Genomic DNA, 23451 nt, shown 5'->3' on the forward strand with positions numbered 1-23451 from the left:
GGGGGCAGCGCGATGGCGTACCGCGTCACCTACACCGTCGAGGCGAAGGTGACGGCGGACGCCATGGCTCCCGGGCGGCGGGAACTGCTCGAACGCGGGCTGGCCGAGCTCGCTCTCGACCCGTACCACAAGGCCACCGCTCACGTCGGCACGCACGAGGACAACCGCAAGGCCCAAGTGGCGGCGGGTCTCCTCGTCGAATACGTCGTCGCGCACGGTCTGCTCGTCATCGTGGTGATCGAGATCTTCGACGCCGTACTGCTGGAGGACTGAACCACCCGCCCGTGTGTTCGGGTGGGAGCTGGACCTGTCATATCCGGCCGATAGGCTGGCGGAATGACGCGTGCCGAGCCTCCTACGGTCGTGACCCCCACATCCGGCGCCCTCGTCGCGGACTCCCGCGAGCGCGCCGTGCGAGCCCTGCTCCGCTTCCCCCACTGAAGCGGCTCTGGAGCGCACAGTTCGTCGGGGCGATCGGCGATGCCCTGGCCCTGTTGGTGCTCGTACTGCTGACGCTGCAAGCGGCGGTGTACGTACCCTTCGGCGGCCAGGCGGCCTTCGGCGGCGGCTACCGCGGCGCGGCCCTGGCCGTCGCCGCCGTCTTCGCGGCCCGGATGCTGGCCACCCTGCTCTCCGGGGCGGTGCTGCTGGGCCCGCTGTCCGCGCTGACCGCGCCGTCCGGTCCGCTGGACCGCCGCTGGACCATGATCGGGGCGGACGGGGTGCGGCTGGCGCTGCTGGTCGTGGCCCCGCTGTGGATCGACTGGACTCCTGACACCGCGCTGATCTGGCTGCTGGTGACGGTCTTCGTCAGCGGCGTGGCCGAGCGCTTCTGGACCGTCGCGCGGGAGAGCGCGGCGCCCGGACTGCTGCCCGCGCCGCCGCCGGCCCCGGTCTCGTCCCCGGCCCGCGGTTCCTCCTCGGCCCGGGTCTCGTCCCCGGCCTCGGGGGCGTCCGGCCAGGCGGACCGTACCGAAGGCCCCTCCGTCCGGCCGCTGCCGGACAACCTGGACGCGCTGCGCCGCCTGTCGCTGCGCACCGCCTTCGTCTCGCTGCCGCTGGCCGCCGCGGGCCTGATCGTCGTCGCGCTGGTCAGCAGGCTGCTGGCCAACGGCATCGGCTGGTTCGCCGACCACCAGGCCGCGCTGGCCTCGTACGTGGCCTCCGGCCTGTTCGCCGCCTCCATCTCGATCCTGTACTTCCTCGAACTCCCCGGTACGCAGACTCCGCGCCCGCGCTCCCCCTGGAGGGCCTGCGCCGTCCCAAGAGCGACGCCGGCGTCGACCGCGGCCGGACCAACGCCGTACCGCTGCTGGTCCTGGCCTGCGCCGCGGTGGCCGGCGCGATCGCCGCGGCCGTCTCCGTCGCCGTCCTGCACGCCGGTGACCTCGGCGGCGGACCGGTCGCCTTCGGACTGCTGGTCCTCGGCCTGAGCGCCGGCCCGGTCGCGGGCATCCGCGGCGCGCGCAAGGTGCTGCCCGCGCTGTCCCGGCGCCGCCTCCTGGCCCTCGCCGTGGCCGTCACGGGCCTGGCCCTGCTGGCGGCCGGGCTGGTCCCGGACACCACGACGGTCGTCCTGCTGACGCTCCTCGCCGGAGTGGCGGCGGGCGTCGCGGCCAACACCGGCCACACGCTCCTGGACCAGGAGACCGAAGCGTCCCGCTCCGCCCGTACGACCGATCATCTGCACGCGGTCGTCCGGCTCGTCGTCGCGCTGGCCGTCATCGTCGCGCCGCTGCTCGCCGGGGCCATCGGCCCGCACCACCTGGCAGGCGACAAGAACGTCTTCTCGCACGGCGGCGCGGCCTTCACCCTGATGCTGGTCGGCGCGCTGCTGCTGCCGGTCGCCGCCTGGGTGCTCGGCAAGGTCGACGACCGGCAGGGCGTCCCCCTCGGACGTGACCTGCGCGAGGCCCTGCGCGGCGGCGACCCGGACCAGGCACCGGCCCCCACCGGCTTCTTCATCGCCCTGGAGGGCGGCGACGGCGCCGGCAAGTCGACCCAGGTCGAGGCGCTCGCCGCATGGATCCGCGGCAAGGGCCACGAGGTCGTGGTGACCCGCGAGCCGGGCGCCACCGCCATCGGCAAGCGGCTGCGCTCGATCATCCTGGACGTGTCCACCTCGGGCCTCTCCGACCGCGCCGAGGCGCTGATGTTCGCCGCCGACCGCGCCGAGCACGTCAACAGCGTGATCCGCCCCGCCCTCGAACGGGGCGCGGTCGTCATCACCGACCGCTACATCGACTCCTCCGTCGCCTACCAGGGCGCGGGCCGCAACCTCGCCCCCACCGAGATCGCCCGCATCTCCCGCTGGGCCACCGACGGCCTCGTACCGCACCTGACCGTGCTCCTCGACGTCTCCCCGGAGACCGCCCGCGAGCGCTTCACCGAGGCCCCGGACCGGATGGAGTCCGAGCCGGCCGAGTTCCACCAGCGCGTCCGCTCCGGTTTCCTGACCCTGGCCGCCGCCGACCCGGCGCGCTACCTGGTCGTGGACGCCGGCCAGGAGCCGGAGGACGTCACCACCGTCGTACGCCACCGCCTCGACCAGGTGCTGCCGCTGTCCGAGGCCGAGGTCAAGGCCCAGGAGGAGGCCCGCAAGGCCGCCGAGGAGGAAGCCCGGCGCAAGGCCGAGGAAGAGGCCGCGCGCAAGGCCGAGGAGGAGCGCAAGGAGCGCGAACGGCAGGAGCAGCTCGCCAAGCTGCGCGCCGAGGAGGAAGAGCGCAAGCGCCGCGAGATCGAAGAGGCCAAGGCACGCGAAGCCGCCCGCCAGGCCGAAGAAGCCCGCAAGCGCGCCGAGGAGGCCCGCAAGGCCGCCGAGGAGGAGCGCCAGCGGCGCGAGGCCGAAGAGCGCGCGCGGCAGGCCGAGCAGGAACGGCTCCGCAAACAGGCCGAGGAAGAGGCACGGCTCCGCAAGGAAGCGGAGGAACGCCGCCTGGAGAAGCAGCGCAAGGCCGAAGAGGCCCTGCTGCGCGCCGAGCAGGCCCGCCTGGCAGCCGCGGCCGAAGCAGAGGCCAAGTCCAAGGCCGAGGCGGAAGCACGGGCCAAGGAGAAGGCCGAGGCCGCGCGCAAGGCCCGCGAAGAGGCGGCCAGGGCGGCGGAGGCCGCGGAGGCTGCGGAGGCGCCTACGACGGAGACGCCGATGGCGGGGCTGGAGCGGCACGGCCGTACGGAGCGGGAGCCGTCGTCCCGTTCGTCCGCGGCCGTGTCCTCGTCGTCTTCGTCCCCGCCCCCTCCTCGGACGCCGAGGAAACGGCCGTCCTGCCGCAGCACCGGGACGAAGCCCCCGGCGCCTCCGACGAGACCGCGGTGCTGCCGCCCGTACGCCCCGAGGCGGGCCAGGGCTGGCAACAGCGCGAGGAGGTGCGGCGGGGGGACGACCCGGCGGACCGGGTGCCCGAGTGGATGTTCCGCAAGGAGCACGACGGCCGTACGGGGGAGCGGGGCGCGTCCCACGCCCCGGGTGGCCACGGCGCCTCCCACGCCTCCCACGCCTCCCATGCCTCCAACGACTCCGGTGTCGCGGGCGCGGAACGTACGAGGGAACTCCCGCAGATCGACCCGGCCACCGGCGAACCGGTCCAGCCCGCACCGCGCCGCCGCCCGGCCTGGGCGGAGGAGACCCCGCTGGACGACCTGCCGACGCTGGCCGACGAACTCCTCGGCCCGCGCGAGGACGAGGACGAACAGCGGGGCCGCGGCCGACGGGGGCGCCGGGGCTGAGGCGGGCGGTCGATGTGTCCGTAAAAAGGTGAGCCCCTGGGAACCGTCTCCGACGGACCCCAGGGGCTCACCCCTCTCCCTCCCTGCCCGCGTTGTCAGTGGGAGGCCCCACAATGGGACGAGCGTGGGGCGCTGGGCGACGGCGCGGTAGAACGAGCGGCGCGAGGCGGCGCGACGGCACGGGCAGGACGGACAGGAACGGCGGGCAGCGAGATGGCTGTGTGGGACGACGTGGTCGGGCAGGAACGCCTGACGGAGCAGCTTGCCGCTGCCGCACGCGACGCGGACGCGCTGGTCACCGCCGAGGGCGCGGCCGCGAACGGCGCCGACCCGATAGCGCAGTCCGGCGCGTCCAAGATGACGCACGCCTGGCTGTTCACCGGCCCGCCCGGTTCGGGCCGGTCCACCGCCGCCCGCGCCTTCGCCGCCGCGCTCCAGTGCGTCAGCCCGGACCGCGCGCTCGGCGGCGCCCCCGGCTGCGGCTTCTGCGACGGCTGCCACACGAGCCTGGTGGGCACCCACGCCGACGTCGAGGTCGTCCGTACGGACCTGCTCTCGATCGGCGTGAAGGAGACCCGCGACCTGGTCCGCCGCTCCTCCATGTCGCCGTCCGGCGGCCGCTGGCAGGTCATCGTCCTGGAGGACGCCGACCGCCTCACCGAGGGCGCGGGCAACGTCCTCCTCAAGGCCGTCGAGGAGCCCGCCCCCCGTACGGTCTGGCTGCTGTGCGCCCCCTCCATCGAGGACGTCCTGCCCACGATCCGGTCCCGCTGCCGGCACGTCACCCTGCGCACGCCGCCGGTGGCCGCCGTCGCCGACGTCCTGATCCGCCGGGACGGCATCGATCCCGACGCCGCCGCGGCCGCCGCCCGGGCCACCCAAGGACACATCGGCCGGGCCCGCCGCCTGGCCACCGACGAGCGCGCCCGCGCCCGCCGTGACGCCGTCCTCAAGCTGCCCCTGCGCGTCGACGACATCGGCGGCTGCCTCAAGGGCGCCCAGGAACTGATCGACGCCGCGACGGAGGACGCCAAGCAGGTCGCGGAGGACGTCGACGCCAAGGAGACGGAGGAGCTGCGCGCCGCCCTCGGCGCCGCCGCCGGCACGGGCGGCCGACTGCCGCGCGGCACCGCGGGCGCCATGAAGGAGCTCCAGGACAAGCAGAAGCGCCGCTCCACCCGCACCCAGCGCGACAGCCTCGACCTCGCCCTGACCGACCTCACCGGCTTCTACCGCGACGTCCTCGCCGTCCAGCTGAACGCCACGGTCCCCCTCGCCAACGACGAGGTCCGCGACAGCATCCGGCGCATCGCCTCCTCCTCGTCCCCGGAGCGCACCCTGCGCCGGATAGAGGCGGTCATCGCCTGCCGCCGGGCCCTCGACCGCAACGTGGCGCCCCTCCTGGCGGTCGAGGCGATGACCGCCGCCCTCCGCCAAGGCTGAAACCCACCCGTCCCTCCCCGGCCACACCCCTCACCCGTACGAGCGTACCCACTCACCCCCACGGACCGTCCCGACCCGGATACGCTCCGTCCACCACCCGAATCAACCCGAAGTCCCCAACACCCCCACCACACCCCCTCTCCTCCTCCCACTCCCACCCCCTTCCTCTCCTCAGGGACCGAGGGACCGCCCATGGCAACCAGCCGCCTGCTCCGCACCGCCGGTACCGTCCTGACCGCTACCGTGCTACTCGTCTCCGGCTGCTCCTCGGGTGACTCCTCGCCCGGCGCCGCGGCCTCCGGGCAGCCGCCACACGGCCGTACGGACGCCGACGCCATGCCCGACGCGGCGACGGCCACCCTCAAACCCCTCCCCACCGCCGTCCCCGCCGCCCTCCGCCCGTATTACGACCAGAAACTCACCTGGCGCGAGTGCGGCATCGTCGGCTTCGAGTGCACGACGATGAAGGCCCCCTCGACTACGCGAAACCCAGCGCCGCCACCGACCTGAAGCTGGCCGTCTCCCGCAAGAAGGCCACGGGCCCGGGCAGCCGCCTCGGCTCCCTCATGGTCAACCCGGGCGGTCCGGGCGGCTCGGCGATCGACTACCTCCAGCAGTACGCGCCACAGCCCGACGCCGTCCGGGCCCGCTACGACATGGTCGCCATGGACCCGCGCGGCGTGGCCCGCAGCGAGCCGGTCAGCTGCCTGTCCACCTCCCAGATGGACGCCTACACCCGCGTCGACCAGACCCCCGACTCGGACGCCGAGGTCGACCGCCTCGTCAGCGCCGTGCGCGACTTCACCCGAGGGTGCCGTGCCCGCACCGGAGCCCGCCTCGGCCACGTCTCGACCGCCGAATCGGCCCGCGACATGGACGTTCTCCGCGCCGTCCTCGGCGACGACAAACTCACCTACGTCGGCGCCTCCTACGGGACCTTCCTCGGCGCGACCTACGCCGGCCTCTTCCCCTCCCGCGTCGGCCGCCTCGTACTCGACGGCGCGATGGACCCCTCGCTGCCCGCCCGGACGATGAACCGCGACCAGACCGCCGGCTTCAACACCGCCTTCACCGCCTTCGCCAAGGACTGCGCCAAGCAACGCGACTGCCCTCTGGGCACCGGCGGCCCCGAGGAAGCAGGCCGCCGCCTGAGCGCCCTCTTCAAACAGCTCGACGCCCACCCCGCCCCCGCCGGCGGCCCCCGCACCCTCACCGAATCCCTCGCCACCAGCGGCGTGACGGCCGCCATGTACGACGAGGGCGCCTGGCCGGTGCTGCGCGAATACCTCGCCCAGGCCCAGAAGGGCGACGGCCGCGGCCTGCTCGCCCTCTCCGACTCCTATTACGAACGCGACCCCGACGGCACCTACGCCAACCAGATGTTCGCCAACCCCGCCGTGAACTGCCTCGACCTCCCCGGCGCCTTCTCCGGCCCCGACGAGGTACGCGCCGCCCTGCCCGCCTTCCGCAAGGCCTCCCCGGTCTTCGGCGAAAGCTTCGCCTGGGCCGCCCTGAACTGCGCGTACTGGCCGGTCGAGCCCACCGGCGAACCCCACCGCATCACCGCCGAGGGCGCCGCCCCGATCCTGGTCGTCGGCACCACCCGCGACCCGGCCACCCCCTACCCCTGGGCCCGCTCCCTGGCCTCCCAGCTCTCCTCCGCCACCCTCCTCACCTACGAGGGCGACGGCCACACCGCCTACGGCCGCGGCAGCGACTGCACCGACACCACCATCAACACCTACCTCCTCGAAGGCACACCCCCACCCCCCGACAAGCACTGCACCTGACCCCACCCCAACCCGGTTCGGACCACCCCCATCCGATGTGTAGACTGGGCTCCGCACCACGCCGCCTTAGCTCAGTCGGCCAGAGCGACGCACTCGTAATGCGTAGGTCGGGGGTTCGACTCCCCCAGGCGGCTCCATGAAAGGGCCAGATCAGAAGATTCTGATCTGGCCCTTTGTGGTACTCCCCTGATGGGTGCATGTCTTTCGGAGTGGAAGTGGCGTGAGCGCTTCTGCGGGTTCGGTGACTGTCCCGCCGGATGGGTGGCGAAGACGCCCGGTGCCGCACCGGGGCGCGTGCCATCAAAGGCGGCCGCTGGTGGCGGCCGCCTTTCGGGGTTTCTTCGACGCTGTCCCGGGGACTCTTACGTGCATGGTGGCGTCGCTGGAATTGCGAACATCGCCGTCGCGCCTCAGAGGACTCTGTGTGAGGCGATCCGAGATCTCTCTCGGTGGCTGGTCGGGTCACGTCAGAGTAGGTCGGTCAGATCGGGACCGAGCCCGTCAATGATGTCGGGACCCTTGATTCCGTACTTCTCTGAGGTCCCGAAGTAGGTTGGCTCGCCAGGCTCGGCTTCGATGCCCAGCAAACTTTCGAGGCCGCGCAGTGCTGCCGCCAGGCGAGGGGCATTGTGGGCGTGCACCGCTGGGTGGGGGTACTCCGAAAGTCGCACGGGCTCCAGACGTCGTGGTACACGGACAGTTCCGCGAAAGGGCCGACCGGGTCGGGAGATACGGTGAGTTCGACCAGACGAGGTTCGCTACGCCGGTTTCCATCAGAATCCAGCCATGAGCCTGTCCCTGCGACCAAGATCGCGGACATCTCGGCCGCAGGATAGCCGGCCGGCTGGCACTTTCGTGCCTGTTCGGCGATCCCGGCATCGTTCAGAGAGCGCCCGACGATGTCGAGGCGGCTGTGAATTCCCAGCCCTCCCTTGCCTACCTCAAACCAGGACCATTCCAGTGATGCAGGCTCCAGCAAGCTCTCCTCCCGCAGGAGGGCAGACATGCGGGCGGCTGTGTGCAGAGCCGGTTCCAGGCCTGGCGCCGTCACGTCCTCGAGGTCCCAGAACCACGAGCCGACCTCCTTGGGTGCTCGCATCAGAGTCGACAATTCGGGTTCCTCACGGTTTGTTTGCACTGGTCGGGAAGACGGTCAGAGAGCCGTCGCTGAATCGTAGCTCGAAGTAGGCGTTGGTCCGGTCCGCAGCCCTCTGAACGTTACGCAAGGCGCGATCGGTCAGGGAACTTTTCATATCGTTGATGTCGAGAATCGCTACCTTGGTTCTCACGCCGGGACCTGCGAGTTGTTTTTCTGCGATTTTAGACACTGCCGATTTGATGCCGTCGGCGCTCTGTACATCCTTAAGCTGGGCGCCATACTCGATTCCATTCTCGGATTTCACCAGGACGTCCAAATCGAGCTTTTGGTCCGGAAGTTTCAGCTCGAATCCGATGTTCTCCACGTTCTTGGCCTGTAGTTCGGCTGCATGCTCCAGCGCTTGATGGACGGCCGGCAGCATGTCTTTTTGTTTCACCTGATAAATGAGGTCCTTGTAGCCAGGGAAACCGGCGAATCGTCCACTGGCAATGTGCTCGGCGACAGCGCCTCCGTACCCCGACTTCCGGAGCTGGGTCAACATGCGCTCCTGGTCCACTGGCGGCACTTTCGCCTCGGTCAAGGCCGTGGTCACGGCTTCCACCTGCTCGGGAGCCATTTCGCCAATGGGCTGTTGCGCTACGCGGTCACCCTCCAGATGCACGGGCGGCTGACCGTCAGGGACGCCGGATCCGGGGGTACCTCCGGGACCGTCACCACCGGTCCCCCCGCTGCCCCCGAAGCCGGTATCCGGTGATGCCGGACTGTCGTGTCCGCTGTACGGCCGGTCCCCGTGGCTTCCCCGGTGCGGAAGCTCCTGAGCGTTCCCGGTGCCGTGCCCCCGCCCGCGGAATCGCCATTGCCCTTGAGGTAGTTCCCTGTAGGCCCGCCCCTGGTTGAGTTGTCACCCAGACTGTTAGCGGGCAAGTGTTCGCCTGGCTTCCCGCACGGCCCGTGGGGATGTTGTCGCCCGCCTCGCCGCCACGGCCCACCCTGCCCCCGGCTTCCGCCGGATCCGAAACCTCCGACCTCACCCGCACCACGTCATCGCCCCGCCCGCCGACACCCGCCACCACCGCCTGTTCCTGACGGCTCGGGGAGTTGACCCGGGGCTGGTCCGCGCCGTCCGCCGGCCTGGACGTGATGTCTCTTGGTGCGGTCTGTGCGTGATGCTCGATGCTGCCGTCCGGCTTGTAGATGGTGCCGTCTTCGGCGAGGAAGCGTGGGGGGCCGTCTGTGGGGAGGCGGACGGTGCCCGGGGGAGGAGGGTGAGGTGGGCCGGGGCTTTTACGGTGCCGTCGGGGAGTCGGGTGAAGCCTTCCGGGGTGGCCTGGCCCGGGGGAGGTGGATGGTGCCGTCGGTGGTCAGGCGGGCGCCGTGCGGGAGTGCGACGGTGTCGTGGGGGAATTCCGGGAGTTCGATGCCGCGGAGGTTCTTGAGGTGGGGGAGTACGTCGCCGATTTTGGACAGGCCCGCCCCCGCCCCTTTGAAGACGTACGTCATCGGGTCGATGGCCTGGCCGACCCGGCCGGCGAGGGAGAGGGCCTTGGCGGCGGTTCCTGCTTTGCCTGCGCCGGATACGGCTGTGCCGCCGCCGCGGGTGAGGAGGGCGGTGAGGACGTTGAAGGTGGCGGCGCCCGCGGCGCGGGAGTTGTTGGAGCCCCATTGGTCCCAGGCCAGCATGGCCTTGCCGGTTTCGGCCATCGCCGTGCGTGAGTCCCGCAGCCAGGAGGGGAGCATGGTGCCGGGTACGGTCAGGTAGGCGGCGCCCAGGCCGGGGATGGCGGCGATGGTGATGGCGGTGGAGAGCTTGGCCAGGTTGACCCAGGCTGCGCCGGCGGCGTCCCAGCCGTCGACGCCTCAGCTGGTCGACCAGCGGGGTGATCTCCTGGGCGTTGGTGCGTCAGGTCTCTCCTTCTAGGCCCTCGCCTTGAGCTCGTCCGAACCGGGGGCCTAGAGGCAGCGCCACTTGCTGCGCCCAGTGGGCAGGCCAATGGTCGTAGCAGTCGTCCTCGGAGGCCTCCACCCCCGACGGCTTCCTGAGCGGTCGCTCCGAGCGGCGCCGTGATCACGGCCACGCTGTGCGTACGGAATGTGTGGCGTGGGACGACGATGGTCGCGCGTGCGCCTTACGTGAGGTGCGGTGTCACGCGTCGAACTCGCCGCGCCAGGCGAAGTCCAGGAGGGCCTTGGGGAGGTAGTCGGTCTCGACCTCGGCCGGGACGCCGTTGGCTTTCGCCAGGCAGGCGATCGCCAGCGGAGCGATGGCTACGATTCCCTCGATGTTCTGGGCGCGATCCTCGTCGGCGGTCCAGTACTCCTTGTGCCAGCGGACGGCGTCGGCCAGGGCCTCGTTGAAGCCGGCGGCGTCGTTGCGCAGGTAGCGGTAGAGCATCATGATCGGTGGGTAGCGGAGTTTGGTCATCGTCTCCGCGTCGACGACGCGGGCGTGCTCGGGAGCGCTCAGGTCCACGGCGCGCACCAGGTGCGTGCGCAGGTCGTCCCGGTGGAGCCAGAAGCTCTGGAGGGTCTCCACCCAGGAGTAGGTGTACTCGTCCAGTTCGCCACCGAAGTCGCGCAGCAGGGAGACCGGAATCCGGGCCAGCATGTCCAGGCGGGCTGCTTCTCGGCAGATGACTGCTAGGTAGAAGGCGTTGAGCCAGGTGTTCGCATTGAGGTAGGCCTGCGGCCCGGTGGCGACGAGGTGGCGTTTCTCCTGGCGGATCTTGCAGGTGACCGTTTTCCGGTCGGGAGCGGCGGCGGCGAAGACGGCCGAGTGCACCTGCATGGCCAGCAGCCAGGACTCCCAGGTCTCCAACAAGACGGCACCGGGGTCACCGACGCAGCGGACCAGGGCGACGTTCAGCGACCTCATGACTGCGCCCGACCTGGAGCTCTGCGAGGTCTCGATCTCCTCCAACGAATAGGACAGCGACCCCTCCATTACAGGAATCACCGCTGCCATATCATCCTTCTCGTAGTCCTGGTGCGGCACCATTCGAGTGTTGTTTTCCGCGTCAGGTATCGCAGAATTCGATAACAGTTCCAGCCTGCCTTTGTCTACCTCGAACCAGCGCCACTCCAGTGACGCAGGATCCAATCAGTGACTTTCAGTCGAAGAACTGCTCCTCGAATTCCTTCTCTGCTCGAAACAGTTCTTCGTCGGGCAGGGAGAAGGGAGTGAACTTTTGTTCCCGTGCGTGTTCAGTGAATTCGCTGGGTAGCCGCACCCCGTACTCCCGAACGAAGTACCCCCAGTATGCAGGCCAGGCCCATTCGCCATCGGTGCAGAACCCGAAAGGGGCGACGAGCCCTTTTTCTGTGTCCATCGGGTCTTGGATGTTGCCGGTGGTCAGTAGGGAGTGCGCTTCGGACAAGTAACTGGCCGGCGGCTCGCGCAGCGAAGGATCCAGTCGCCCTGACAGTTGGGCGATGGGTACCTGCTCAAATTTTTCCTGGCCTTGTGCTTTGATTTCCTCGGCGAGTGGAGCATTTTCAACTTCTACGACCTCCATTAATCGGCGGCCCGCTCGGTCCACTCCAACTTGACTACCTTTCCGACGGGATTATGTCGGTGGGGGTCACCGGGTAGCTTACCCACCTGGCTGGGGCGGCTGGTGGTGCTCAACTGGCGATCCACGCCGAGCCCTCCATGCGAGCGGCGGAGCGCCGTGAACTCAAGGGGTCATGTCCGTCACCGCTGCCGAGTCAGCCGGTTTCCTCGGGGCCTGTACACCGGCCTCCAACTCGGGGACCTTCACCCGCGAGCTCACGCAACCTCTCCAACTCGATCACATCAGCTCTATCGCCCGTTCGCGTTGGGGCCGGCCAATACCGCCAACGCCTGTGTTATCGCGCGTCGGGCGCTGTGGAAGTGACGGCGGGTGTCTTCTGTCCGGGGCCGTCGCGCTTCGCTCTACTGAGCAGCGCTGACCAGCGTCGCTCCGATGAGGTTGGCCGCCACGATCTCATCGAGTTCCACGAGGCCCGCCTCCTTGACCGCGGTTTCCGTATCGGGAATCCGGTCCGTCGGTACCCATCGGTCGCTGCGGTCGAACGCCTCATCGTGTTGCTCGCCGCGCAGCTTTCGGCGCCTCAATAGTGGGCCTTGGCGGTCGGCTTCGGTGTAGTAGGAGATACGTCCTTCGGCGTCGACGGCATCAAGAACGGTGCTGCTGAGGGTTTCCAGGGGCGGGGTGCCCAGATGGCCGTCCAAGGTTCCGGGCCGGAAGAGGACTCCGGTCAGGTCGAGGAAACCCGCATTGTCACGGACGAACTCTCCCCTCGCTCGTAGAAGAGGACCAGCGGCTCGTAGAGATCGGGAAGATCGGGAACCGCTTCCGGGGTCTGCCTGCGGAGTTCCGCCAGACGTACCGCGCCCGCACAGGTGCGTTTGACGGCATCGTTGGGCACGCGGCTCAGGAAAGCCTGGAGTTCCTCGATGATCTCCGGAGAAAGGTGAAGTTCCGGGGTCATATGCTGAGTGGCGTCAAAGAAGGGCCACGCGTTCTCGGCCGAGCAAGTTCGAGCCCACAGGGCGGCCCGACGCATGTATTCGCGCAGCAGAATTCGACGTGACATGACATGCCCGAACGCTTGGTCCCAGTCGCCCATCCAGGTTACGGCTCGGAGGCGATTGAGCATGGGGGATTTCGTTCGGTCGTTCACTTCAGGTCAATTCCCTTCGATCGCAGTTCCTGGAAGACGGCTGCCACCACCTCATCGATGTTCGATAGGTTGGGCGTCAGCTCGACGTTCGGAACATCGAAGCCCATGCTGCGCAAGTGGTTGAGTCCGCCTCTGTTTTCACTGGCTGCGAGCTCGTGGGCGCCCGCGTCGGACGGTTCACGAGGCCAGGCGCGATAGTACCCTGACTCGTCCGGATTCTGAAAATGTTCCCAAAGGTGCGGCTCGTCACGCAAATAAGGCACGCCGGCTTCGATCAGATGGCTCTCCATGTACTCGTGGGCGATATAGCGCTCAAATTTCATCGTTTCCTCAGGTGACAGGCTGCGCTGCCCTGCTGCCTGCCAAATATCAGCCAGGTCGCCACGGGGTGTGAAATACGCCAAGTGAGTTGCGTCGGGCCCCTGTGTGACCAGATGCTTGGTGAGGAAGAAATGGCTCCGTACACGGTCCAGCACTTGCGTGTTGATGCCGGTGTTACTCGAAATTGCGTTGATGTCCAGGACGTCCGGGTTTGCGCGCACCTCGTCGTAGAAGCGTGCCGCCTGGGCATCTTCGAGAGCAGGCTCTTCGACATATCGAGCGCCGTCCGGTCTGGCTTCAGAATTGCCCGGAAGAGGCGAAGTCTCAGAGTCGTGCCGGACCGATTCGTGGCCGACCACATCGTCGCCGGTGTGACCGAGGCTGTCCAAGTCGCCGGTGCCGGGCAGGTCATGTGACCCGCCGGTGCCGATGGGGCTGTCCCCCTTGTGCGGGGTGGACGGATCGCTGCCGGGTCCGTTGCCGCCGCTGCGGGCTTCGGTGATGTGACCGGCTCCAGAGGTGTGGTCCGACCCGCCGCCGGCGTCAGGTGTGTGTGAGGCGCTTTCGTCCGGGGAGTGCTTGCTGACGGGCATGTGGTCGACGGTGCTGCCGATGGAGTGGCTACCCCTGGTGTCGCTTCTGCCGCCACCATGCCCGGGTTCACTCCCGACCCGCTCCACCCCGGACATCTCCGACCCGACGCGAACAACTTCATCGCCCCGCCCGCCGACACCCGCCACCACCGCCTGTTCCTGACGGCTCGGGGAGTTGACCCGGGGCTGGTCCGCGCCGTCCGCCGGCCTGGACGTGATGTCTCTTGGTGCGGTCTGTGCGTGATGCTCGATGCTGCCGTCCGGCTTGTAGATGGTGCCGTCTTCGGCGAGGAAGCGTGGGGGGCCGTCTGTGGGGAGGCGGACGGTGCCCGGGGGGAGGAGGGTGAGGTGGGCCGGGGCTTTTACGGTGCCGTCGGGGAGTCGGGTGAAGCCTTCCGGGGTGGCCTGGCCCGGGGGAGGTGGATGGTGCCGTCGGTGGTCAGGCGGGCGCCGTGCGGGAGTGCGACGGTGTCGTGGGGGAATTCCGGGAGTTCGATGCCGCGGAGGTTCTTGAGGTGGGGGAGTACGTCGCCGATTTTGGACAGGCCCGCCCCCGCCCCTTTGAAGACGTACGTCATCGGGTCGATGGCCTGGCCGACCCGGCCGGCGAGGGAGAGGGCCTTGGCGGCGGTTCCTGCTTTGCCTGCGCCGGATACGGCTGTGCCGCCGCCGCGGGTGAGGAGGGCGGTGAGGACGTTGAAGGTGGCGGCGCCCGCGGCGCGGGAGTTGTTGGAGCCCCATTGGTCCCAGGCCAGCATGGCCTTGCCGGTTTCGGCCATCGCCGTGCGTGAGTCCCGCAGCCAGGAGGGGAGCATGGTGCCGGGTACGGTCAGGTAGGCGGCGCCCAGGCCGGGGATGGCGGCGATGGTGATGGCGGTGGAGAGCTTGGCCAGGTTGACCCAGGCTGCGCCGGCGGCGTCCCAGCCGTCGACGCCGACCAGGGTGCCCAGGCCCCTGACGGTGCCCCACAGGCCGTCGACGACGACTCCCTTGCCGAAGTCGTAGACGTGCTCCCACACCTGCCAGGCGGGGACCGATTCCTCTACCGCGTCTCCCCAGGGCAGGCTCTTGGACTGTTTGAGGGCTTCGGCGTCGTAGCCGTACATGCCCTCCTGGTTGGTTCCGTCGTTCGTCCTGAGTGCGGTGCCGCCGACCAGGGCGACGATCTTCGCGTGGCACTCTCGTTCGGCCGTCTGGAAGGCGGTCCAGACTTCGGCGATCTTGTTACGGCGGGCGAGGTTCTCCTCGATCAGATCGCCGTCCTCGTCCCAGTCGTCGTCGGCGGCGTCGTTGGCCCGGAAGTCGGCGGCTTCCTGCCTGAGCCGGTTCAGCTGGTCGACCAGCGGGGTGATCTCCTGGGCGTAGGTGCCCAGGGCCTTGGAGACGGTCTGCATCTCGTCGCCGAGGGTCCGTGCCGTACGCGCCACCGGTTCGGTGACGGCGAACAGTTGCTCGGCCTCGGGGGCCTGGTAGAAGGCGGACAGGCCGCCGAAGGACGTGTGGACGTCCGAGCCGGCGGTCTTGACCTTGGTGCCGCCCTGGGCCAGCGACTTCACCTTGGCCTGGAGGCTGCCCAGGTCACCGGTGTAGACCGGCACCTCGGCCGGGTCGACCGGCGCGTTGCTCACTGCTTCCCCCGAAGGTCTTCAGAGCGTCCAGCCGCACGGCCCGGGCGGCGTTCTGGGCGTTCCTGGCCGATTCCAGGTCACCCTCGACGTACTCGTTGGTGGCCTGAGCGGCGCCCAGGACGGCGGCCTGGACGCGATCGGCCATCGCCTTGATGTCTTCCTGGCGCCGGGAGGCGTACTCGACCAGCGCGGCGGCGACCGGCCCCGTCGCCTTCTGCGGCATCCTGTCGGGAGCGACCGGACCGACCGGCTTGGCCGTCGTCAGTACCGGCGCCCCGTCCGGCAGCGTCGTGGCCTGCGAGCCGGGCACGGCCGTGCCGGCCACCCGGGCCGCCTCCTGGAGGTCCGTGAGCAGCGTGTTGAGGGCCTTGCCCAGGTCTTCGGCATGCGTGCCGACGACCTTCAACTGGCCCTGGACCCCCTGTGGCTGAATGTCCCATGACGCCATGTATGCCCCCCTGGCTGCAAAACTGTAGCGCCGCCCGCACGCACCGTGCGGCGGCGCCGTCACCCCGTGGCTCTCCAGCCGCCGGCGCGTCACGGAGAAGCGTTCCCCCCGACGCGCCGGGCCGGCTCAGCCGATGTTGTCGACCGCGGCCTTCGCGCGGGCGAGCGTCTGGTGCGCGGTGCCGTCGTTCTTCTCCAGCGTCGTGCGCAGGAGCTGGATGATGCTCCTGACCTCCTGGGACGCCCGGTTCCAGCGCAATTCCTTGCCGTGGTACTCGTCCGCGACACCGTCCGCCGTGAAGTCGGCCATCGCGGCCTTCACCTGTGCGTCGCGTTCCGTGATCACCTGTTCCAGGCGTGCGATCACGGCCTGGATGTTGCCCTGTGCCTCCGCCGACGCGCCCGTGTCGTACGAACGGCGGTCCATTCCAGCTGCCATGACGATCATCCCCCTGAGGTTTCCGGTTCCTTCTTCGGCAGCCGGCCGTCAGCGGCCGGAGAAGCGCGCCGCGTCGAAGTTCGCCGCCGCCATCTGCGACCGGGCGTTGTCGGCCTGCTCCTGGTCACCGGAGCCGAACGCCGACTCCATGCCCGACTGGCCGCCGACGATGGCGGACAGCGCGCTGTTCAGGGCCGCCGTGATCTCGTCGGCGCGCGACTTGAACGAGTCGAACGCGGCCTTGCCCGATCCGTTGAACTTGCTCTCCAGCGGCTGCGCGGCCTGCACGAGCTGATGGATCAGAGCCCCCAGCTCCGAACCCGAGCCCTGGGACTGTGACCTCAGGGTCGAGAGCGTCTGTGCCCCCATGTCGAACTTCATCGGGCCCCCTGCCAGACGTGACATTCATATGTAGGTTCATCTCTATCAACTCGGGTATCACTGGTGCAATCCGTAATGCGTTGCTGTGACACACCTATGACGTCCGGGCGGCGCATGCCTTTCGGACGCGTCACGGGCTCTGCTCAAAGCCCTTCTCCGGCCCCTTTCAGATGGCGCATCAGGTGCTCGAAATCCCGCCAGCCCGACAGGTCCGACGGGTCACCGGGAAGCGGGTAATACAGCGCGGGTCTGTTCTTCGGGCCGAGGCGGACCGGCGCTTCGGACAGCGGGGTACGCAGAGCGCGGTCACCGGGCATCCGACGGACCTCCTCCGCGCCGAGCACGAACGCCACGGGCACCCCCGGGCCTTCGAAGCGGGACGGCACCGCGAGGTCGCGGCGGGCCTTGCGGATCTGTACGAGCATCGACCGGAGGCCGTGACGGGTGGCCAGCACTTCCGCGACCCGGGACATCGACTCGACGGGTGGCTCCTCGACCGCCCCGTAGCCGAACATCAGCCTGACGTCTTCCTCCACGCCCGCCTTCGTACGGCTGATGCGCACCGTGGCGAGGCCGGGCCGTGCCGGGCTGCCGACCACCACGGCCCAGGTGGGCTCGGGCGCCCTGGCGTAGGCGAGGTCGGTCATGTGGCGCGGTGACCAGGGGAGGCCGGCGGGTTCCGCGGTTCCCCAGCCGGCAGGGGGCTCGCCGGTCAGCTCGCGCCACACCGCTTCCAGCGCGCCGCCGAGTACCAGCCGTTCGTGTGCGGGATGGACGGTGCGGAAGCTGACGGCCAGCTGCCGCTCGCCGGTGGGCACGGCTTCCTGGAAGGCGGCGGCCATGGTGGAGCGCGGGTCGTCCGGGGTCGCGTCGGCGGCCGCGACCGGCGCGAACATCTCGCCCTGCCAGCGCAGTACGGCCCCGGACAGCCCGTCGTAGTAGCCGTCCCGCTCGTCCTGCACGACCCAGCGCGACGGCCAGGTGCCCAGGTTGTCCCGGACAGCGGGGAGAGGGTGGTGCCCGCCGGGGTGACTACCTGGAGGCCCAGCTCGGCGCGTGCGGCGAAACGGAAGGCGTCGGAGAGCCAGGCGGTCATGGCGACCACCGGCCGGTCCTGGATCACGACGGCGACCTTGTCCGTGAGGACGTCGACGGCGGGTTGGGCGGCGGCGGGTTCGGGTACGACACCCACGCCGTCGGACGGTACGACGGCCAGGCCGCGCGCCGCCTCCGGGGGCCAGGCGGTGCCGCCGGACAGCGAGGCCAGCCGGGCCGCGAACGTGCCCGCGAGCCGCTCGGCCTGTTCGACGCCGGTGGTGGCCCGGGCCTCCGTCCACCAGTAGGGAAGCGGCGGCGCCGTGGCCCCGAGCAGCCGCTCGGCCTCGCCGTCGACCTGTATGAGCAGGGGAGCCTCCACCGAGACGAGCGGGCGCCCCTCCGTGTCGCAGAGGCGCAGGACCGCGCCCTCTCCCGTCGTGTCGAGGAGCTTGTCGGGGCCCCCGGAGAGCAGGCCGGCGAGCAGGCTCCAGGGGTCGGGCATACGTTCCGTGAGGGCGATGACGTCCTTGGTCATGGGGTCGTCCGGTCCTTCGTCGTTCGTGGCTCGGCCGCCGCGGTCCGGGTGGATCGCCTGCGCGCGGGAGCGGTCGGGCGGGTCACTCGGGGGCGTACACGGTCTGGATGAGGCGGTGGGGGCGGCCCCTGCGGACGAGGACGCCGCGGCCGGCGGGCTGCTGGGAGGCGTACAGGCCGGGGAACAGCTGCCCCTCGCCGCGGTCGCCCGCCATGAGGAGCGCCGCGGCCCCCGATTCGCGCAGGCTCTGCACGAGAGGTTCGTACATGCCGCGTGAGGCACCTGCCACGCGGCGCGTCGGGACGAAATGCAGGCCGATGTCCGCCGCGGCCGGGATGTAGGGCAGGAACGGAGCCAGTGGCGCCTGGCCCGCGGTGGTCAGGACGTCGTAGTCGTCCACGAGGACCACGATCCGCGGTCCGCCGCCCCAGCTGCCAGGCTCCAGTTCGTCCAGACGCGCGGTGTCGTCGGGCAGCCGCTGCTCCAGTACGGACGCGATGCCGTTGGCCAGGCCTGCGCACAGCTTGGCGTTGTACGCGTAGCCGCCGTTGAACTCTTCGGGGATCGCGCCGCGCAGGCCGCGTCGCGGGTCCATGACGGCGAAGACCAGTTCGTCCTCGCCGTAGCGGTCGACGAGGCCGCCGGCGACGGCCTTCAGGAGGTTCGTCTTGCCGCACTCGCTGTCGCCGAGGACCAGCAGGTGCTGGTCGTGGGCGAACAGGTCGAGCAGGACGGGTTCGAGTGCCGCCTGGTCCAGGCCGATCGGCACCCGCGTGGGTTCGGCTGCCGGGCCCGGCAGGAACTGCGGCTCCAGGAGGTGCGGGAGGACCCGTACCGGCTGGGCGACCTCGCCGCTCCAGGACGCGCGGACCGTGCGGGCCGTCCGCTCCAGGACCGCGCCCAGCTCCGCGGTGTCGGCGATGCCGTCCGTGCGGGGCAGCGCGGCCTGGGCGAAGAGCCGTCCGTCGGTGAGGACGCGGCCGGGCTCGTCCGGGGAGAGGGTGGCGGCGAGCTTGTGGTCGATGCAGGACTCGCCGGGATCGTTCAGCCGCAGCTCGACGCGGGTGCCGAAGTTCGACTGCACGGCGATGCGCGCGTCGTTCCAGCGGAGCATGGCGGCGACGACGTGGACGCCGTAACCGCCGCCGCGTCTGAGGATGTCGGCGACGTCGTCGTCCAGTTCCTCGAAGTCGTCGCGCAGGCCGCCGAACCCGTCGATGACCAGCACGATCTCGGCGGAGGCCAGCTCGGGCAGCCGGCCCGCGGCGTGCAGGGCACGCAACTGGTCGAGGGAGTCGATGCCGTGCTCACGGAAGAGGTCTTCGCGGGCCGTGAGCATGGTGCGTACCTCTTCGACGGTCCGTGCCGCGCGTTCCCGGTCGGCACGTCCCGCGACACCGCCGACGTGCGGCAGGGCCGAGAGCGCCTGGAGGCCGCCGCCGACCAGGTCGAGCCCGTAGACGCCGACCTCCTGCGGGGTGTGGGTCAGCGCGAGCGAGAGGACGAAGGTACGCAGGAGGGTGGTCTTGCCGGACTGCGGGCCGCCGATGAGCGCGGCGTGGCCGCCGGCCACGGTGAGATCCAGGTACCACTGGTCCTGCCACTGCCGGGCCGGGTCGTCGAGCAGACCGAGCGGCACCCGGAGCGGGGACCGGTCCGCGCCCGCGGTCCGGCCGCCGTCCGTCTTCGCGGCTGCTCCCGTGGCGCGTCCCCTCCTGTCCAGGAGCTGGAGTCCGCGCCGTCCCACGTCCAGCGGCCCGGCGACGGTGTCCAGGGCGATCGCGCCGGGCAGTGGAGGCAGCCAGATCCGGCGTACCGTGCCGGGGGCCTCCGCCAGCTGCCCGACCATGACACTCAGCTCGGTCGGCCCGGTCTCACGGCGGCGTACGGCCGGTTCCGCCACGTCCGTGCCCTGCCCGTCGCCCGTGGTGTTGAAGGCTTCGTAGGGGAGGACGCGGGGCCCGGTGGTCTCCTCGTCCGAGCGGTGTACGGGGCCTCGGTAGGGGCCCGACACATAGCTCGCCTTGAAGCGGTCGTAGTGGCTGGTGTCGACCTTGAGGTAGCCGAAACCGGGCAGTGGCGGCAGGTGGAAGGCGTCCGTGGTGTCCAGGACCGTACGGGACTCGTCGGCGGAGAAGGTGCGCAGGCCGAGCCGGTACGAGAGGTAGGTGTCCAGCCCTTTGAGGTTGCCGCCCTCGATGCGCTGGCTGGAGAGCAGCAGATGGACGCCGATGGAGCGGCCGATGCGGCCTATGGACAGGAACAGGTCGATGAAGTCCGGCCTGGCCGTGAGCAGTTCGCCGAACTCGTCGATGACGACGAACAGGTGCGGCAGCGGGTCGAGGTCGGGCCGCCGGCTGCCGCGCAGTGCCGCGTAGTCACCGATGTCGGCGATGTTGCCGGCGTCCTTGAGGAGTTGCTGGCGGCGCTTGACCTCGCCGGCGAGCGAGGCGTGGACGCGTTCGACCAGGCCGGCCTGGTTCTCCAGGTTGGTGATGACACCGGCGACGTGCGGCAGGTCCGCGAACGGCGCGAAGGTCGCCCCGCCCTTGTAGTCGACGAGGACCAGGGCGAGGTCCTCCGGCGGGTGCGTGGCCACGAGGGCGAGGACGAGGGTGCGCAGCAGTTCCGACTTGCCGGAGCCGGTGGCGCCGACGCACAGGCCGTGCGGGCCCATGCCCAGCTCCGACGACTCCTTCAGGTCCAGCAGCACCGGCTCGTGGGCGTCGTTGACGCCGATCGGTACGCGCAGGAAGGCGCGCTCGCCGCGCGGCGCCCACAGGCTGGGGACGTCGAGCCGTGCCACGTCGTCGATGCCGAGGAGGCCGGCGAACGCGACCGGCCCGGACAGGGGCGCGTCGACGAGCGACTCGGCGGACAGGCGCAGCGGCGCCAGCATCCGCGCCAGCCCTTCGGCGAACGGGATGCTCACCTCGTCCACGGTGCCGTGCGCGCCGACCGGTTCCGGTTCGCGCAGGTCTTCGACGGTCACCTGGTCGCCGTCGACGGTGATCCGGACGCTGACCTGGCCCGGCTCCTGGACCCGCTGGTCGAGCAGGTGCAGGACGGTGACGGCCATCTCCCGCAGGTCCACCGCCTCGTCGGGGCGCGGGAGGTCGACGGCGTCCGCACCGTGGCCGTCGGCGACGACGAGCAGCCGGGACGTCAGGGACAGGGCGTCCTTGCCGGTAAGACCGCGCCGCACCTCCGCCGCGTACGAGGCGCGCCGGCGCAGTTCGGGACCGAGCTGCCGGGCGAGCTGCGGTGCGGAGGGCGCGATACGCCGCGCGGCGACGGGGCCGTCGAACTGCTCCGTGTCGAGCAGGTGCGGCAGCCACTTGGCCCACTCCCAGTCCGCCAGCCGGTGGCCGGGCACGGCGAGCGCCATGCCCACGTCGTCGGGGGCGTGCAGAGCGGCCGTCTGGACGAGCAGGGCGCGCGCGAGCCGCAGGCAGTCCTCACGCGGGCCGATGACGCTGACGTTGCCGACGCGGTCGAGCGGGACGGTGAGCGGGAGATCGGTGCCGGTACGGAAGCGGGCCATCAGGGCCGACGCCTCGTTGAGCATGAAGCGGTCGGGCGGGGTGAGGACGGACGAGCCCTGCTGGGCGATGCGCAGATCGCGTACGGGCATCTCGCCGGTGCCGGCCCGGACGCGCAGGAAGTCCCGGTCGCCGCGCCGCCGCTCCCACAGGCGGGCCGGGTCGCGGGCCATGTCGTACAGGGCGGGCGGCGGCGGGTCGAGGACGTCGGCGCGGCTGCGCCGCTCGCGCTCCTCGGCGGCGAGCTCCTCGCGCAGGTCCTCCAGGTAGGCGAGGTACGCCTCGCGCTGGGTGCGCCGGGTGCGCTGGGCCTTGCCGCGCTGCGAGAGGACGAGCACGACCGAGCCGATGACGGTGACGACCAGGATGATCGCGCCGAGCGCGGCGAACTGGCTGTTGCGTACGACGGTCATCATCACCACGGACGACATGACGCCCGCGACCGGCAGCAGCGACATCGCGACGTTGCCCGCCTTGCCCTCGGGGAGGTTGGGCGGGGCCTCGACGAGGCGTGCCTCGGGAGCGGCCGGGGGCTTGGCGGTCCTGGCCGGGCGGTGGATCAGTCGGGTACTCATCGGCGTCCGCCGTTCACGTTCGGGCTCGGCATCCGGTTCAGTGGCGCTGCTGGGCGAGGTGGAAGACCTCGGCGGCGATGCGCGCGGCGGCTTTCCTGGTGGGGTGGGCGAGCGAGGCGGTGCGGATCGGTCCGCCGGACGCCAGGTGGCGGTCGTACGGCAGGATGCGGACGGTCGCCCCGGTGGACCGGAGGTGCCGGGCGGCCGCGGCGAGGTCGATGCCCGGGTGGGGCGTCGGTTCGGTGAGCACGACGACGGTGCCGGCGAGCAGCCGGCGCGGCAGTTCCTGCATCCACCGGAGCACCGCATATGTACTGCTGACGCCTTCCGGCGTGGCGGGACTGGTCAGTACGCGGCTGTGGGCCGCGGCGAGCGCGACACGGGCGACCTCGGCGGGCAGCGTCTCGCAGTCGACGACCATCACGCCGAAGTAGCGGCGCAGCGCGACCACCGCCCGCTCGTACGCCCGGCTGTCCAGGCCCGTACCGACCCGGCCCTGACTCGCGGGCAGCAGCCAGGCGTTGTCGGGGAGCGGGACCAGGTGTCCGGTGACGTCGGGCAGGGTCATGTCGGGGGTGACCAGGCCGGCGAGGTCGCCGGTGGTCCAGCGCACCGTGTCGGCGCCGAGCCGCAGCGGCAGCGAGCCGAGCGCCGGGTCGGCCTCCAGGAAGAGGACCGGGTCCTGCCGGTAGTGCGCGTACGCGGTGCCGAGCAGCGCGGCGACCGTGGTCTTGCCGGAGCCGCCCCGGATGGAGGTGACGGCGATCTGCCGGCCGGTCGTCACCGGGCGCTGGAGCATTTCGGCGGTACGGGTGGCAGCGGCGACCTCACGGGTGGCCGACGCGTAGAGCGTACGGCGCAGGGCGCGTACGGCTCGCGCGGCGACGGACTCGCCGTGCCGCGGCGTGCGGTCCAGCGCGACGGACGGGCCGTCACCCATCACAGGGCGGGCCTCAGGAACGGCGCGGGGCGCGGGAGCCGGGTCATCTCCGGCCGCATCCCGTGATGTTGGGCCCTGGCGCTGCCGGCCGGTCTGCTCGGAGGCCATCGGCCGGGCGTCATCCCCATGGACAGGGGCCGGCTCCTGTACGGCCTCCAACGGACGCTCCGGGCCGGGCGCGGAGTCACTTCGGGCCGGCTCGGCCGTGCTTCCCGCGACCTGGTGAGGAACACCTCTCAGGTCCCGCAGCACATCACTCTGCCAGTCGCCTCCGTTCGGCATACCCGCCCTC

16 protein-coding genes, 1 tRNA gene and 3 pseudogenes are annotated in these 23451 nt (G+C 70.6%); 5 read left to right on the forward strand and 15 right to left on the reverse strand.

The window, feature by feature from the left end; translation table 11 throughout:
• Positions 1–12 precede the first annotated feature (12 nt).
• The 5 genes and pseudogenes from ACEXOX_RS26610 (at position 13) to ACEXOX_RS26630 (ending at position 7093) form a co-directional block, all read left to right on the forward strand.
• On the forward strand, positions 13–273 hold the full coding sequence (locus ACEXOX_RS26610; RefSeq protein ID WP_406523741.1) for a hypothetical protein: 261 nt from the start codon (positions 13–15) through the stop codon (positions 271–273).
• Between the two features lie 63 nt (positions 274–336).
• Positions 337–3723: pseudogene (gene tmk, locus ACEXOX_RS26615) on the forward strand (dTMP kinase).
• Positions 3724–3936: 213 nt separating this feature from the next.
• Positions 3937–5166, forward strand: coding sequence for a DNA polymerase III subunit delta' (locus tag ACEXOX_RS26620; protein ID WP_406523742.1), 1230 nt, complete (start codon positions 3937–3939; stop codon positions 5164–5166).
• A 192-nt stretch (positions 5167–5358) separates the two neighbouring features.
• Positions 5359–6956, forward strand: a pseudogene (locus tag ACEXOX_RS26625) (alpha/beta hydrolase).
• 60 nt (positions 6957–7016) lie between these two features.
• Positions 7017–7093: transfer RNA gene (locus ACEXOX_RS26630), tRNA-Thr, on the forward strand.
• Positions 7094–7423: 330 nt separating this feature from the next.
• Here the strand turns inward: ACEXOX_RS26630 and ACEXOX_RS26635 are convergent.
• From ACEXOX_RS26635 to ACEXOX_RS26705, 15 genes and pseudogenes are all read right to left on the reverse strand, one after another.
• The gene (locus tag ACEXOX_RS26635) at positions 7424–7597 is read right to left on the reverse strand and encodes a hypothetical protein (protein WP_406523743.1); all 174 of its coding nucleotides are present in this window, start codon (positions 7595–7597) and stop codon (positions 7424–7426) included.
• Between the two features lie 480 nt (positions 7598–8077).
• Positions 8078–8671, reverse strand: a complete 594-nt coding sequence (locus ACEXOX_RS26640) for a hypothetical protein (protein ID WP_406523744.1) — start codon at positions 8669–8671, stop codon at positions 8078–8080.
• A gap of 668 nt (positions 8672–9339) precedes the next feature.
• Positions 9340–9792: a hypothetical protein gene (locus tag ACEXOX_RS26645; RefSeq protein ID WP_406523745.1), complete on the reverse strand. Its 453-nt coding sequence runs from the start codon at positions 9790–9792 to the stop codon at positions 9340–9342.
• A gap of 406 nt (positions 9793–10198) precedes the next feature.
• Positions 10199–11017, reverse strand: a complete 819-nt coding sequence (locus tag ACEXOX_RS26650; protein WP_406526478.1) for an immunity 49 family protein — start codon at positions 11015–11017, stop codon at positions 10199–10201.
• Positions 11018–11162: 145 nt separating this feature from the next.
• Positions 11163–11567: a hypothetical protein gene (locus tag ACEXOX_RS26655; RefSeq protein WP_406523746.1), complete on the reverse strand. Its 405-nt coding sequence runs from the start codon at positions 11565–11567 to the stop codon at positions 11163–11165.
• A 401-nt stretch (positions 11568–11968) separates the two neighbouring features.
• Complete coding sequence (locus tag ACEXOX_RS26660; protein WP_406523747.1) at positions 11969–12268, reverse strand: hypothetical protein; 300 nt, start codon at positions 12266–12268, stop codon at positions 11969–11971.
• Positions 12269–12294: 26 nt separating this feature from the next.
• On the reverse strand, positions 12295–12666 hold the full coding sequence (locus tag ACEXOX_RS26665) for a hypothetical protein (protein ID WP_406523748.1): 372 nt from the start codon (positions 12664–12666) through the stop codon (positions 12295–12297).
• A 50-nt stretch (positions 12667–12716) separates the two neighbouring features.
• The gene (locus ACEXOX_RS26670; RefSeq protein ID WP_406523749.1) at positions 12717–13634 is read right to left on the reverse strand and encodes a hypothetical protein; all 918 of its coding nucleotides are present in this window, start codon (positions 13632–13634) and stop codon (positions 12717–12719) included.
• Positions 13635–13996: 362 nt separating this feature from the next.
• Positions 13997–15262 (reverse strand): hypothetical protein, encoded by a 1266-nt coding sequence (locus ACEXOX_RS26675; RefSeq protein ID WP_406523750.1) that lies wholly within the window; start codon positions 15260–15262, stop codon positions 13997–13999.
• Positions 15213–15710: a DUF6507 family protein gene (locus ACEXOX_RS26680; protein WP_406523751.1), complete on the reverse strand. Its 498-nt coding sequence runs from the start codon at positions 15708–15710 to the stop codon at positions 15213–15215. Before ACEXOX_RS26680 ends, ACEXOX_RS26675 begins: the two co-directional genes overlap by 50 nt.
• Before the next feature lie 126 nt (positions 15711–15836).
• Positions 15837–16148 (reverse strand): pore-forming ESAT-6 family protein, encoded by a 312-nt coding sequence (locus tag ACEXOX_RS26685; protein ID WP_030019277.1) that lies wholly within the window; start codon positions 16146–16148, stop codon positions 15837–15839.
• 48 nt (positions 16149–16196) lie between these two features.
• Positions 16197–16529: a hypothetical protein gene (locus tag ACEXOX_RS26690; RefSeq protein ID WP_030019276.1), complete on the reverse strand. Its 333-nt coding sequence runs from the start codon at positions 16527–16529 to the stop codon at positions 16197–16199.
• Between the two features lie 143 nt (positions 16530–16672).
• Positions 16673–18102: pseudogene (locus ACEXOX_RS26695) on the reverse strand (DUF6177 family protein).
• An 82-nt stretch (positions 18103–18184) separates the two neighbouring features.
• On the reverse strand, positions 18185–22219 hold the full coding sequence (gene eccCa, locus ACEXOX_RS26700) for a type VII secretion protein EccCa (RefSeq protein ID WP_406523752.1): 4035 nt from the start codon (positions 22217–22219) through the stop codon (positions 18185–18187).
• A gap of 37 nt (positions 22220–22256) precedes the next feature.
• The gene (locus ACEXOX_RS26705; protein ID WP_406523753.1) at positions 22257–23441 is read right to left on the reverse strand and encodes a MinD/ParA family protein; all 1185 of its coding nucleotides are present in this window, start codon (positions 23439–23441) and stop codon (positions 22257–22259) included.
• Positions 23442–23451 lie beyond the last annotated feature (10 nt).

This window comes from Streptomyces sp. Ac-502, assembly GCF_045222935.1.
In the GTDB taxonomy this organism is placed as follows: Bacteria; Actinomycetota; Actinomycetes; order Streptomycetales; family Streptomycetaceae; genus Streptomyces; species Streptomyces monomycini.

Excerpts from the sequence above, each read along its gene's own strand:
- ACEXOX_RS26645 (WP_406523745.1), bottom strand. The coding sequence starts at position 9,792 with ATGCTCCCCTCCTGGCTGCGGGACTCACGCACGGCGATGGCCGAAACC.
- ACEXOX_RS26610 (WP_406523741.1), top strand. The coding sequence starts at position 13 with ATGGCGTACCGCGTCACCTACACCGTCGAGGCGAAGGTGACGGCGGAC.
- ACEXOX_RS26650 (WP_406526478.1), bottom strand. The coding sequence starts at position 11,017 with ATGGCAGCGGTGATTCCTGTAATGGAGGGGTCGCTGTCCTATTCGTTG.
- ACEXOX_RS26705 (WP_406523753.1), bottom strand. The coding sequence starts at position 23,441 with ATGCCGAACGGAGGCGACTGGCAGAGTGATGTGCTGCGGGACCTGAGA.
- ACEXOX_RS26680 (WP_406523751.1), bottom strand. The coding sequence starts at position 15,710 with ATGGCGTCATGGGACATTCAGCCACAGGGGGTCCAGGGCCAGTTGAAG.
- ACEXOX_RS26685 (WP_030019277.1), bottom strand. The coding sequence starts at position 16,148 with ATGGCAGCTGGAATGGACCGCCGTTCGTACGACACGGGCGCGTCGGCG.
- ACEXOX_RS26690 (WP_030019276.1), bottom strand. The coding sequence starts at position 16,529 with ATGAAGTTCGACATGGGGGCACAGACGCTCTCGACCCTGAGGTCACAG.
- ACEXOX_RS26640 (WP_406523744.1), bottom strand. The coding sequence starts at position 8,671 with ATGGCTCCCGAGCAGGTGGAAGCCGTGACCACGGCCTTGACCGAGGCG.
- ACEXOX_RS26620 (WP_406523742.1), top strand. The coding sequence starts at position 3,937 with ATGGCTGTGTGGGACGACGTGGTCGGGCAGGAACGCCTGACGGAGCAG.
- eccCa (WP_406523752.1), bottom strand. The coding sequence starts at position 22,219 with ATGAGTACCCGACTGATCCACCGCCCGGCCAGGACCGCCAAGCCCCCG.
- ACEXOX_RS26655 (WP_406523746.1), bottom strand. The coding sequence starts at position 11,567 with ATGGAGGTCGTAGAAGTTGAAAATGCTCCACTCGCCGAGGAAATCAAA.
- ACEXOX_RS26670 (WP_406523749.1), bottom strand. The coding sequence starts at position 13,634 with ATGCCCGTCAGCAAGCACTCCCCGGACGAAAGCGCCTCACACACACCT.
- ACEXOX_RS26665 (WP_406523748.1), bottom strand. The coding sequence starts at position 12,666 with ATGGGCGACTGGGACCAAGCGTTCGGGCATGTCATGTCACGTCGAATT.